Source organism: Pseudomonas sp. WS 5010, assembly GCF_012985565.1.
Classification (GTDB): Bacteria; Pseudomonadota; Gammaproteobacteria; order Pseudomonadales; family Pseudomonadaceae; genus Aquipseudomonas.
The window spans coordinates 895718-907939 of the sequence record NZ_JAAQWQ010000003.1; the positions used below are offsets into that span (position 1 = coordinate 895718).

The 12222-nt window shown below is 59.6% G+C and carries 14 protein-coding genes and 2 pseudogenes; 5 read left to right on the forward strand and 11 right to left on the reverse strand.

Going from position 1 to position 12222, the window contains the following annotated elements:
• Positions 1-8: 8 nt before the first annotated feature.
• Positions 9-314, reverse strand: coding sequence for a PepSY domain-containing protein (locus HBO11_RS13010; RefSeq protein WP_038442689.1), 306 nt, complete (start codon positions 312-314; stop codon positions 9-11).
• Positions 315-465: 151 nt separating this feature from the next.
• Here HBO11_RS13010 and HBO11_RS13015 point away from each other — a divergent pair, with 151 nt between their 5' ends.
• A complete protein-coding gene (locus HBO11_RS13015) occupies positions 466-1344 on the forward strand; it encodes a sterol desaturase family protein (protein WP_169955312.1) in 879 nt (292 codons plus the stop codon).
• Here HBO11_RS13015 and HBO11_RS13020 read toward each other — a convergent pair.
• Positions 1336-2010, reverse strand: coding sequence for an AraC family transcriptional regulator (locus tag HBO11_RS13020; protein WP_169955311.1), 675 nt, complete (start codon positions 2008-2010; stop codon positions 1336-1338). The genes HBO11_RS13015 and HBO11_RS13020 overlap by 9 nt on opposite strands.
• Positions 2011-3138, reverse strand: a complete 1128-nt coding sequence (locus tag HBO11_RS13025; protein WP_169955310.1) for a glycerophosphodiester phosphodiesterase — start codon at positions 3136-3138, stop codon at positions 2011-2013.
• Positions 3139-3383: 245 nt separating this feature from the next.
• On the opposite strand from HBO11_RS13025, the gene HBO11_RS13030 reads away from it, so the two are divergent.
• Together HBO11_RS13030 and HBO11_RS13035 are read left to right on the forward strand one after the other, a co-directional pair.
• On the forward strand, positions 3384-3707 hold the full coding sequence (locus HBO11_RS13030; RefSeq protein WP_076962912.1) for a DUF2025 family protein: 324 nt from the start codon (positions 3384-3386) through the stop codon (positions 3705-3707).
• A 53-nt stretch (positions 3708-3760) separates the two neighbouring features.
• A pseudogene (locus HBO11_RS13035) lies at positions 3761-3859 on the forward strand (LysR family transcriptional regulator); the annotation flags it as partial.
• Positions 3860-3863: 4 nt separating this feature from the next.
• Here HBO11_RS13035 and HBO11_RS28765 read toward each other — a convergent pair.
• From HBO11_RS28765 to HBO11_RS13050, 3 genes are all read right to left on the reverse strand, one after another.
• Positions 3864-5183 carry a PAS domain-containing methyl-accepting chemotaxis protein gene (locus HBO11_RS28765; RefSeq protein WP_169955309.1) on the reverse strand — a complete coding sequence of 440 codons (1320 nt, stop codon included), beginning with the start codon at positions 5181-5183 and terminating at the stop codon, positions 3864-3866.
• 163 nt (positions 5184-5346) lie between these two features.
• Positions 5347-6405 carry a diguanylate cyclase gene (locus tag HBO11_RS13045; protein WP_169955308.1) on the reverse strand — a complete coding sequence of 353 codons (1059 nt, stop codon included), beginning with the start codon at positions 6403-6405 and terminating at the stop codon, positions 5347-5349.
• A gap of 197 nt (positions 6406-6602) precedes the next feature.
• A complete protein-coding gene (locus tag HBO11_RS13050) occupies positions 6603-7226 on the reverse strand; it encodes a TetR/AcrR family transcriptional regulator (protein WP_169955307.1) in 624 nt (207 codons plus the stop codon).
• A 133-nt stretch (positions 7227-7359) separates the two neighbouring features.
• On the opposite strand from HBO11_RS13050, the gene HBO11_RS13055 reads away from it, so the two are divergent.
• Both HBO11_RS13055 and HBO11_RS13060 read left to right on the forward strand, forming a co-directional pair.
• A complete protein-coding gene (locus tag HBO11_RS13055; RefSeq protein WP_169955306.1) occupies positions 7360-8415 on the forward strand; it encodes an MBL fold metallo-hydrolase in 1056 nt (351 codons plus the stop codon).
• Between the two features lie 115 nt (positions 8416-8530).
• The gene (locus HBO11_RS13060) at positions 8531-9295 is read left to right on the forward strand and encodes an amidase family protein (protein WP_169955371.1); all 765 of its coding nucleotides are present in this window, start codon (positions 8531-8533) and stop codon (positions 9293-9295) included.
• Between the two features lie 22 nt (positions 9296-9317).
• Here the strand turns inward: HBO11_RS13060 and HBO11_RS13065 are convergent, their stop codons facing one another.
• From HBO11_RS13065 to HBO11_RS13085, 5 genes and pseudogenes are all read right to left on the reverse strand, one after another.
• Positions 9318-9692, reverse strand: coding sequence for a helix-turn-helix transcriptional regulator (locus HBO11_RS13065; protein WP_169955305.1), 375 nt, complete (start codon positions 9690-9692; stop codon positions 9318-9320).
• Between the two features lie 124 nt (positions 9693-9816).
• Complete coding sequence (locus HBO11_RS13070; protein ID WP_169955304.1) at positions 9817-10767, reverse strand: hypothetical protein; 951 nt, start codon at positions 10765-10767, stop codon at positions 9817-9819.
• A gap of 116 nt (positions 10768-10883) precedes the next feature.
• Positions 10884-11528, reverse strand: coding sequence for an HAD-IB family hydrolase (locus tag HBO11_RS13075; RefSeq protein ID WP_169955303.1), 645 nt, complete (start codon positions 11526-11528; stop codon positions 10884-10886).
• A 72-nt stretch (positions 11529-11600) separates the two neighbouring features.
• Positions 11601-11777: pseudogene (locus HBO11_RS13080) on the reverse strand (HNH endonuclease); the annotation flags it as partial.
• 65 nt (positions 11778-11842) lie between these two features.
• Positions 11843-12222: ribonucleotide-diphosphate reductase subunit beta (locus HBO11_RS13085; protein ID WP_170058888.1), on the reverse strand; the 380-nt coding region annotated here is incomplete at its 5' end.

The following is a 12222-nucleotide window of genomic DNA, read 5'->3' on the forward strand; positions in this document are numbered from 1 at the left end:
GGGGCAACTTAAGTGTCTTGTTTGTTTTCCAGCACTTCGCCGGTCTTGGCGTCGAGCTTCACATCCCACTTCTTGCCAGTGGTGTCGGTCAGGTCAACTTCGTAGACCAGGCGCCCGGCTTCGTTATCCAGCTCAGTGTCGTTGATGGTGGCGCCGGCATGTTTGGCCAGGGCGGCGGCGTTCAGTTGTTCAAATGGCTTCACGGCGCCTGATTGCAGCAGGCTTGGAATCTGGTCCGGGCGAACATCGGCCTGGGCCAGGCCGGCGGTCAGGGTCAGGGCGGCAGCGGCGAACAGAGCGGTCAGGTTTTTCATGATGGAGTCCTTTGGGGTGAGCTGTTTAAGTGGGATCAGATTACCTCGCGCAACTTAATTCACCCTTAATTGTGTAGGACGTTTGCGTTGTTTGTTCAATCGCCCCGTGCCGGGAGATTTCATGCTGGTGTCTCACCCACGGGAGACACTTATGAAACAGATATTGGCTTGGCTATACGCCCCCTTGTTCTGGGCAGGGTTTATTGGCGCGGGGCTCTGGTTGGTCACCCTAGGCGCCTCGCAGTGGCTGCTGGCGGTGTTTGCGCTGGCCATCGGCGTGTCGTTTATCGCCGAACTGTGCTTGCCCTACGAGCCCCAGTGGAACCGCAGCCTAGGCGACCGACGCCGGGATGTCCTCCACGCGCTGGTCAATGAAAGCCTGAACGCCCTGGGCTTGCTGGCATTGCCGCTGCTCACGGCATGGCTGGCCATCGAGGGCGCCTGGCCGCGCGCCTGGCCGCTGTGGGCGCAATTGCTGTTGGCGATCATCATTGCCGACGCGGGCATCACCCTGATGCATTACGCCAGCCACCGCATCGCCGCACTCTGGCGTTTGCATGCGGTGCACCACAGCGTGCAGCGGCTCTATGGGTTCAATGGCTTGATGAAGCATCCCTTGCACCAGATGCTCGAGGCCGCGGCGGGTTTGCTGCCGCTGATCCTGCTGGGCATTCCAGTGGAGGTGGCGATGCTGCTGGCGTTGGCCATTGCGATCCAGTTGCTGCTACAGCATTCCAATGTCGATATGCGCCTGGGGCCGCTGCGCTGGGTGTTTGCCTGGGCGCCGGTGCATCGCTTTCACCATATGAAATACGGGCGCGCGGGGGATGTGAATTTCGGTTTGTTTTTCAACCTGTGGGACTGGCTGCTGGGGACTGCGTTTTACACCGAGGACTATCGAATGGGTGAGGGCGACCTGGGGATTGGCAGCCGGCCGGACTATCCGCTGGATTACGTCGAGCAGTTGCGTGAGCCCTTCAGTCCCGCGCGATTGAGCAAGGAACCCCCGGTACCCACCGCACTACGGTAGGAGGTGTACTTGAAGATGGCGCAATGAGGCCCCGGCGGTCACGCCAAACAGCTGCTTCATGGTCCGCGAGAAGTGCGCCGAGTCGGCAAACCCAGCGCCGTGGGCCGCTTGGGTCAGGGTGTGGCCGTTCAGGGCCAGGTCCAGTGCCAGGCGCAGGCGGCGCCACATCACCAGGCGCCGTACCGGCACGCCAAGCTGGCTGACGAACAGGCGCTCCAACTGGCTCAACGACAGATGCGCCGCCTGTGCCAATGATTGCGCCGAGACCTTGCCGCTCAACTGTTGATCGAGGGTGTGCAGGGCGCGTTGCACGCGCTCATCGTCTGCCTGGCGACGTGGCAGCTGGCGCAATGTCTGCGCAAGGCGCTCATGGGAAAAATCGGCGGTATCCAGGGCGTGTTGCAACGACTCGCGATCAAATGCACCGGGCTCCACATAGGCCATCAACACCGTGCCAGGGGCATGGACGATGGCATGGGGCTGGCGAGAGGGGATGAACAGGCGATACGCCGTTTGCAGCTGCCCATCAAGGCTGACCGTGATGGGGCTATGCGCGCACAGGATAAATTGATGGGCATAATGGGCGTGGGGCGCCGTGCGCCCCGTCTCACCGAGGATCAGGCCGTAATCCGGCCCCAGCCACAGTTGGCCTGACCACTCGCTCACTCAGTAACCGTTGTCCTGCAGCAGGTCCTGCACGCTGGACGACGGCCAGCGCTTGTAGAACTTCAGCAGTTCGGCGGCGCGGTTGGTGAAGATGCCATCGACCCCGGCGCTCATGACCTTCTCGAAATCCACCGGCTCGTCGACGGTATAGACGTGCACCAGCAGGCCCTTGTCGTGGGTCAGTTGGTTCATCTCGGGCTTGACCAGGTCCGAATAGCTCTGGTCGCCCAGGGCCGTCAGTTGTGCAGACGGGCCAGTGCCAATCGCACCGAGGCTCTTGGCTTCATCGACCCACTTCTCGAACTCGGCAGCGTCCTTGGGTTCCTGCTTGGCATAGTAGGCCGCCTTGGTTGGCTCGCCGGACTCGGCGAAGGTCACTTTGGACTTGGGCTCGATGCTGCCTTCACCCACCCACAGCAGCAGGATTTTCGGGGTGTTGGGCATTTCTTTCTGCAGTTCCTTGAGGCTGGCCGTCTCGAAGGTTTGCAGCACTACGCGGCCCTTGCCCTGGCCGACGCCGGTGTTGCTCTTGCCCAGCTTGGAACCCACGGAGCTCAGCCAGCCCTTATCCAACAGTTTGTCCTTCAGATCGGCTTCGATCCCCGGAAACTGCTTGGGCTCCTTGGTTTCGATGTACAGGCCGGGTTTGTGCTGGGGGTTGCCTTCGGCGATCTTGATGATTTCGTCCAGGCTGAGGATTTTCAACCCGACGAAGCCCGGGCGCGCACGCTCCGGGTAGGCGGCGTTGAACCAACTGCCGGCATCCAGGGTTTGCAGCTCTTTCCAGGTGAATTCGTTGGCCGGGCTGTCCTTGCGCTCCGGGAACTTGGTGGCCACGTCGGTGGTGCGTTGCAGGTTGTTGTCGTGCAGGGCAAACAGCACGCCATCCTTGCTGCGTTGCAGATCCAGTTCCAGGTAGTCGGCACCCAGGTCGCGCGCGACCTTGTAGGCGGCAGCGGTAGACTCCGGCGCATCGAAGGACGCGCCCCGGTGGGCGATCACGGCTGGGTGGGGGATGCCGTCCTTGGTCGCCAGTTCAACCGGGCTGATGGGGCTTGCAGCCTGTGCGTGGCCAAGGCCCATCATCAGAGCGAGCAGCAGGGCACTCTTGGTAAACGTAGCAGGCATGTGCGAGGTCCTTTCGTGGAGGTAGCTTCAAGAAGGGTTCCTTTTTAACAATTGCATGCAAATCGCGCTATCACCAAACCGACATTAACGTGCGCATGCGCTATTTTTTCTGCGCTTTTGTGCCGTGCTATGCAGTATTCTTAGCCCGAGTTTCCCCGCCAGAGGGAACCCCATTGCCTTATTTCGCCGCCTCGCGTGTAAACCATCGTTCACTTCCCCTGTGGGATTTTTCAGTGAGGTTTAGCATGCGCATCACATCGGAACTCATCTGCCAGGCCGCCGACCAACTCAACGGCTTTGTCGGCCTGAACCGCAAGACCGGCCAGTACATCGTACGTTTCAGCGAAGACTCGTTCGGCATGGACGTCGCCGACGACGGCATCATCCCCACCAGCGAGTTCGTCTGGCAGCCGGCGGCCGACCAGGCCATGACCCTGTCCCGCGAGCACATCCAACTGCTGCTGGACCAGAACATCGATGATCGCATCAACATCACCGAGCCGTTGCGCGTGTATATGCGCCGGGTCGAGATCCCGCAGATCAGCGCGGTGCGCAGCCTGGTGGGTTGATCACCATCACGCAAATCCCGTAGGCGTTGGGGCCGGCGCTCACGGGTTACGACACCGCCTTGTGGTTGCTGACGCGCCCGGACTGTCGGGCGCTGCGTTCAGTGGTGACGTTGTTCGACGAGCTGGGCCGGCACCTGAGCCACCCCTGGTAAGCGCCTACAACCCCACCCGCTCATTGGCAAACATACTCACCGCCCGCACGGCATCGCTAGCGCCTTCGCGAATCTGCAGGATCACCGTGCCGGCCTGGTTGGCCAGGCCCACGCCCTGGGCTGCGCGGTCGCGGGTGTTGTCCATGCTGTCGATGGCCTGGCGGGTCTCGCTCTGGATCATCTCGATCATGCTCGAGATCTCCGCCGTGGAGCCGCTGGTGCGTGCGGCCAGTTGCCGGACTTCGTCGGCGACCACCGCAAATCCGCGGCCCTGGTCACCCGCGCGGGCGGCCTCAATGGCTGCATTCAAGGCCAGTAAGTTGGTCTGGTCGGCAATCGCGCGAATGGTGTTGACGATGGCGGTGATCTGCTGCGAGCGCTCGCCCAACTTGGCGATCAGTCTGGATGAGCTTTCAATGTCGGCGGCAATGTCATGGATGCCGCTGGCGGTCTGCTGAATCACCTCGGCGCCTTTTTCGGCGATGTCCCGGGTCTGTAGGGAGATGTGATAGGCCTGGGTTGCGCTCTGGGCATCTGCGGCGTGTTTTTCCACCATCGCGGTGACGTCGGAGGCGAACTTCACAATCTTGCACAGGCGCCCGCTGGCGTCGTACACCGGGTTGTAGTTGGCTTCCAGCCACAGCGTCTGGCCGGAGCGGGTGATGCGCTCGAACTGGCCGCTGAACAACTCACCCTGGTTCAGCCGGCGCCAGAAGTCCGTGTATTCCTGGCTGTTGGCCAGCTCCGGCTTGCAAAACAGGCGATGATGCTTGCCCTGGATTTCTGCCAGGTTGTAGCCCAGGCGCTGGAGGAAGTTCTGGTTGGCGGTGATGATGGTGCCGTCGAGGTTGAACTCGATCACGGCCATGGCCCGGTCAATCGCCTCGAGCTTGGCATTGGCTTCGCTTTCGGTCTGCATCCTGGCGCTTACGTCCAAGGCATATTTGATGATTTTCACCACTCGGCCGGCCTGGTCGCGTACCGGGTTGTAGCTGGCCTCCAGCCACACCGAATGACCGTCGGCGGCGACGCGCTCGAAGGTGCCCGATTGGAACTGGCCATTGCGCAGTTGCGTCCACAACTGGCTGTAGTCGGCGCTGCGGGCAAACGCCGGGGTGCAGAACAGGCGATGGGACTGGCCGACGACTTGATCCTCGCGGTAGCCCATGGTCTTGAGGAAGTTGTCATTGGCGCGCAACACACTGCCTTGTAGATCGAACTCGATCACGGCCATGGAGCGTTCGATGGCATCGAGCAGGCCAGCTTGTTGGCTGACAGTTTCTTGTAGGGTGGTGATGGTTTTTTTGTGGGCGGTAAATAGCATGGTTGCGTGCTCAGTGATGCAACGTGCGTGGATGTATCCATGGGTGCGCTTTCGCGCCGTGTAGCCCCAGGCCCACGGCAGACGTGCTTATTGCCGGCTTCCGTTATACCGGCAGACAGTACAGCTGGGAGCTCTGAGTCATGGGCACCAAAGGAAGTTCTATTCAGGCAGAGCGGGCGACCAGTGATTCGGCAACCGTCACCCGGTTGCGCCCGGTGCCTTTGGCGGCGTACAGCGCCTGGTCTGCGGCATTGAGCCACATATGCGCCTGGGTGAATTGCACCTGGTAGGCCGCCAGGCCAATGCTCAGGCTGACCCGCAGTTCCGGAACCTGCGGGTCGCGGTAGCGGCTGAACATTTCCCGCAGGCGCTCCATCACATAACTGGCCTGCTCCAGCGGTACGTCCGGGAGAATCACGCAGAACTCGTCGCCACCGTAGCGGCCCGCCAGGTCATTTTCCCGCACGTTTCGCTGCAATTCCTTACTCAGTTGTCGCAGCACGCGGTCACCGACGATATGGCCATAGGCGTCATTGATCTGCTTGAAGTGGTCGATATCGATCAACGCGATGGTGGCCTGGGACTGTTGCTGCTGGCACTTGTGGAATTTTAATTGCAGCAGGTCTTTCCAGGAACCGTGATTGAGCAGGCCGGTGAGGCTGTCGGTACGACTCAGGGCGCTCAGGGCACGTTTGTGTTCCGAGAGCTTGATGGCCAGGCGATAGCTGGCCATGCCGATGGCGACGGGGTAAAGGATCAACATCGGTAGGCACGAATACACCTGGATCAGGCCGACATTGGGGTTGAACGAGGGGCCGAATACCAGCCAGGCCAGCGCGACGCCCACCAGTTGCGCGAGCATGCCCTGGATCATCAGCTGTTTGCCGCCCGCCGCGACGTTATGCATGGTCATCATCGCGAGGATGGTCACTGCGGTCAGCGGTGTGAATTGCGTGGCTGCGGCCCAGAACCCACCGGACAGTGAGTCATAGAGCAGGTTGCGGCGCTCAGCCTGGTAGGGAAATGCCGAATGGCTCGACAGTTGGTACGCCAGGTGCGGCCAGATAAATGCGTTGAACAGCCACAGCGCCCAGATCCATCCGGGCATGGCCAGCGGGTACAGGGCGGCCAGCACGCAAATGCTGCCAACGCCCAGCCCGATAATGCGCGGCCGATAAATGCGCCGGGCAAACGACAGCCCTTTGCCTCGAAGGTTTTCCATAGATCCCTGCGTCAGGTTTTTCTTTTTTTTAGTGGCGAAGGCGTAGGTTATTCAAAGGCCATTTACGCCAGATGACAGGCGATTATTGTCAGTTATTTACGTGGGAATAATCAGTGTCCTTCCGGGCCATTTGCGTGGAGATCCAGAGGGATTACGGTAAAAACGACTTCTGAGCGTCGTATTGGCGACACAAGGGCTTATCGGGGAAGGGGAGCAATCTCGTAGCCGGCCAGGAACAGGTCCATTGCCGACTCGATCACGTTGGCCTGGGTAGCCAAGTCCAGGGTGGGCTGGCCGAGGGTGATTTGCGGCCAAAAGGCGAACGCCTTGAGCAGGCTTTGCACCTGATGGGCGGCAAAGCACGGGTCAACGGGTTTGAGACGCCCGTCTTCCTGGGCGGCACGCACCCACAAAGTAAACCCTTCTTCGCGCTCGCTCAGGCGATTGACGATGTCCTGGGCGCGTTCAGGAGAGTGGATGGTCGCAGCAATCGCTACCCGGGCCAGGTCGAGGAAGTTGGCGTCCGACATCATTTTCATCTTCGCTTCCAACAGCACTCGCAATTGGTCGCGCAGGGGTTGTTGGCTGCTGTAGCTGACATCCAGTTGCGCGACGCTGCTGGCCCACAGTTTATGCAGGATTTCGGTAAACAACTCCTCCTTGCTGGGGAAGTGGTTGTACACCGTGCGCTTGGAGACGCGGGCCGTGGCCGCAATCTTGTCCATGCTGGTGACCTCGAAACCGTTGTCGCGAAACTCGGCAATGGCTGCCGCCACAATGGCTTCGCGTTTACGGTCGGTGAGGCGTTGGGGTGCAGTCATGGGGCTATTCGGCTCTGGGAAGAAAATTACACTCGGTAGTTTACTTGGTCCGGGTTTTGTTGCAATCTTGAAACTACACTGTGCAGTGTAGTTGTTGATCTGCATCAGCAGAACGTACCGGAGTCACTTTGTAATGGCCACGATCTCTAACCGTCTCGACACCCCCTCTGCCGCGCTCAAGCCATCCGAGCAGCAGCAAGGCCACTTCAACAATCATGCGCCGGTCAATCGTGCGGGCTTTGGCAAAACCCTGCAGATTTTCTGGAAGATGCTCTTTCACAAGCCCCGCAGTACGCGGCCCGTGGGGGAGATTCCGGTGCAGCGCCTGACGCGTGAACAATTGCAGAGTGCCCCGGACCACAGTGTCTACCGCCTGGGACATTCCACCGTCCTGCTGAAAATGCGTGGCAAGTTCTGGCTGACCGATCCGGTGTTCGCCCAGCGTGCTTCGCCTTTCAGTTGGGCCGGCCCCAAGCGCTTTCATCAGCCACCCATCAGCCTTGAAGAACTGCCGCCGATTGAGGCGGTGATCCTGTCGCACAACCATTACGACCACCTGGACCGCCAGGCGGTGGTGCAGTTGGCGGTCAAGACCCGCTATTTTCTAGCGCCGCTGGGCGTCGGCGACACCTTGATCAAATGGGGTGTAGCGCCCGACAAGGTGCGGCAACTGGATTGGTGGCAGGGCACCGAGGTGGACGGTATCCGTTTTGTCGCAACCCCGGCCCAGCACTTTTCCGGGCGTGGGCTGTTTGATGGCAACCAGACGCTGTGGGCCTCGTGGGTGATGATTGATGGCGCCCGGCGTATCTTTTTCAGTGGCGACACCGGCTACTTCGATGGCTTCAAGCGCATTGGCGAGCAATACGGGCCATTTGACCTGACGCTGATGGAAACGGGAGCTTACAACGTCGATTGGCCCCATGTGCACATGCAGCCCGAACAAACCTTGCAGGCCCATATCGACCTGAAGGGGCGCTGGTTGCTGCCGATCCACAATGGCACTTTTGATCTGGCATTCCATGCCTGGCATGAGCCATTCGACCGCATCATGGCCCTGGCCTGGGAGCGCAATGTGTCGATTACCACGCCCGCCATGGGTCAGGCTTTCACGCTGGCGGCACCTGAGCGCGGGCATGCCTGGTGGCTGGACGTCGAGGCCCAGGTGACACAACCGCTGGCGAGTTGAAGGTGTTTGCAACGTTCTGTCTGTAAAAGGGCTTTTCAACGTATTTCTGCCATGAGAACCGACCGGAAAAGGATGGGATGATCTCGGGGAATTCATTTCCTGGGAGTGGGCCTTGATGGAGGACAAATGTAGGAAAATCCTGGCGCCAGGTGCTGCCTGTTCAGGGGGGCTACCTTTGCTGCTCAACATCCTTAACGCAGTGCCTTGTGCGCCGATAGCCCCCGCTGGGTCGACGGACAATGGGGCAACACCTCGGGGGGGCATTGAGTTCCAGCCTTCCGCAGCACCTGTTGTCCAGGGCCCCAGGTTCGATGTCCCGGGGCCGATGATGAAGACTGTGCGTGATCCGTCGTTATCGCTCATAGCCCTGAGCGGCGTCGACCCTGCGGGCCCGGTCATGGTGGCAGTCCCGCCAGTCATGGAAAACAATGCAGCGAAATCTGCTCCTGTCCTGGCCGATTGGCGTATCGGTTTTGCCGACCAATACCTGCGCAACGGTGTGCGTGAAACGGTGGAGCACTCCAGCGGATTTCTCCAAGCCTTGGAGGTGTTAAAGGATGCCGGTGCCGAAGTGGTGCCAGTGCAGGCGCAGTTACCGGATGCCGCTGCGTATTTCACCCTGGCGTCCAGCAACCAAATCGATGAGCGGGTGAGCGAACATCGCCTCGACGCGCTGGTGTCCGATGGCCAAAGCCCAGCTTTTCACGGCTTCTGCAAAACCGGATACCCAGGCGTATGCCAACTATTCAATGACGATCTCAACGGCACCAAGGTCGTGCTCTGGTTCTATGGTGCCCGCTGGGCGCGGGACTCGCTGTCGGCCTTGGTACGGATCTATCAACAGGCGATGCAGGCACGCGCCGGCATGTACGCGAGGTGAACCCGCTGCGCGGTCAGCGGGCCTATGCGCCGTTGGGATGAGGCGTATTCGACGATGTCGAGCCCAGCAGCCGTGCGATAAGGCTACGGCGACCAGGTTCGGCATCAGCCTGTGGTGTTGGGGAGCGACGCCCGCTCATGCCCCACCCCGGCGCAAACCCCGGGAAAAACACCAGGCCTTCGTGCTCAAGGCGAAATGCCAGGGCGATGCGGATGGCGTCATCCACCTCTTGATAGCTTTCAAAGCGCTGAACAGCGTCCACCCCAACCCCGGCGTGCCGGGCCAGGTCTTCCCGGCTCCAGCCCAGCAGCGCGCGGGCCTGCACACTGTGCCGTGGGGTGAACTGATGAAGGACGATTTGCTGATCTACGGTGGTGCTCACTGCCAGAGAGGACATGGGGGTTCTCCAGGAATCCAACGGGGGAGAACAAACTATACTGTGTTTTTGTACAGTTGTTTTGACCGTTCATCAACTCGATCATTTCCTGGATAGCTGGCCCGCGATTGGTGGACGCCTCAATTCATTTCTCCACCAGCCCCGGCGCCTCGCGGATCAGCAGGTGGTCAAGGTTCTGGATATCGGCGCTGAACACCCCGAATGTCTGCTCGGGGGTTTTCTTGCTCGGTACCTGTTTCAACTCCGGCGTCACCCCATAGAAGAAGCAATACAGCGGGCGTTCACTGTCTACAGCGGCCTTGATCTGCTCCAGGAACGCCTTGCGCTTGCGGTAGTTCTCGATCAGCTTTTTGTTCAGGTACACGTTGACGGAGTAGGGCTTCTTGTCGCGCCACACCTTTTTTTCGAAGTCGATGCGAAAGCTGCTGGTGTAGTCCTTGATCGCCTTGATCCGGCCCCAATAGATCAAGCCCTTGTTGTCTTGCAGGTATTCGATTTTCTTGAAAAACGCCCAATAGCTCGCGGTCTGCTCGCCGATCTTCAGCGGCATGCCCTTGAGCTTTTCCTTGTCGTCGATGTTGGACACGTAGCATTCGACCGGGTGGGCAAAGACGCTGGTCTTGTCTGGTGTGGTTTCGCTGGCACTGTGGGAAGTATTGGAGATTTCCGAAGGTGCTTTCGCCAGATCCTGTGGGAGAGTGTCTGTGGCGCCGCGGATGGCTGCCTTGCGTTCATACTGACGCCGAGTCAGCACAAATTCCGACGGAAAGTTCTCCTCGCGCCCATCCTCGGCTTCTCCTGGCACGGCTTTGTGACTGGCATAGCGGCAGCCGTCGATATGCCGGGTGCTGGGCAGGTTCTTGAAATGCGGGGTGCGCAGGTAATTGACGTTCTTTGCATTGAACGTACCCAGCACATTGCCCGTTGCAAACGCCGCACGGCAATCATCGTTGGGGCACAGGAAACTGTCCTTGTCGGAATCGAAGGCGGCGGTTTCGTCGAAGTTCAGGTCGCGCACGTCATAGATCGACAGCTTTTCGTCCAGGCTCAGGCAATAGGCTGTGTCGAATTTCATCGGGGCGGGTCCGTGGGAAGATTCGCTATTAATAGCGGGGTTGTGCGGGTAGCACAAATGTCCGCTATCAGGGCGCAGCCCTTTCAACGCTTCTGAAAGGGCAGGTTCCAAGCGGCTTACGGCTTCGACTTGCCTCGACGCTTGGCCGAGTGAAAATGCCGCCAATGCGCATCCTGCGCCGCCGCCAGCAACTCGCGATCCCCGCGCGTGTCGCCCCAGGCCCTGAGCCGATACTCACCCAGGTCGCCATACACAGCTTCAAGCCGCAGCACCTTGTTCTCACAACGGCAGTTGTTACCTGTGAGGCGCCCACTCAACACCCCATCGACCACCTCAAGCTCGGTCCCGATCAGCTTGATCCCCAGGCGATCGGCAAAAGGTTGCAACACGATTGCCGGCGAAGCCGAACACAATGTCACTTCGGCGCCGGAGCCGATCTCATCGGCCACCGACTGCAAACCGGCAGGGCGCATTAGCTTGTTCCAGTAGGTCTTGCAGTATTCCTCGGCTTTCTGTTGCACCCAGGCTTTCTCAACGCCGGTCATAAAGGTGCGAATCAACTGCGCCTTGAGCTCATCCCGGCTCATTCGGCGCAGCAGAAAGCGCAAGCCCGGCAGCGCCAGCTTGAGCATCCGGCGGTTGAATTCCTGCTTGCCGAAAGCAAACTTGAGAAACGGTACAAAACTGTCGTGGCGGGTCAGGGTGCCGTCGAAGTCGAACACTGAAAGTACCTTGGCGCCCACTGGGCCGGCTTCTAGCATGTCTGGGTTCACGGGGTGGCCTCGGTCCTATCTACTATTTTTTTGGAATGCATAAGCTGTGACCGCAGGAGTCTACTCCGGTATCAATCTGCTGATTCTCGAGTAAAACCCCGCAGTGAAATCATCCCGGTCACTCGACCGGTGACAACGCTGATGGCAATTGGGGCATAAGGCTACAGCATTGGAGATGTGATCCGAACCCTTACGGGTCAGGTGCTTGAGGTGATGTACTTCAAGAAATGGCAAGCCGGCTCCCATAAAAAAAGCCCTGGGTACGACCCCAGGGCTTTTTTCACGTCGCAACTATGAGCCGATCAATCCCAGCTCAACGCCCCACCGGTCTGATACTCGATCACCCGGGTCTCAAAGAAGTTCTTCTCTTTCTTCAAGTCCATGATCTCGCTCATCCACGGGAATGGGTTGGTGGTGCCTGGGTATTCTTCTTTCAAACCGATCTGCGAAAGGCGACGGTTGGCGATGAACTTGAGGTAGTCCTCCATCATTGCCGCGTTCATGCCCAACACGCCGCGCGGCATGGTGTCGCGAGCGTATTCGATCTCCAGCTGGGTCCCTTGCAGGATCATCTGGGTCGCTTCTTCCTTCATCTCGGCATCCCACAGGTGTGGGTTTTCGATTTTGATCTGGTTGATCACGTCGATGCCGAAGTTCAGGTGCATCGACTCATCGCGCAGGA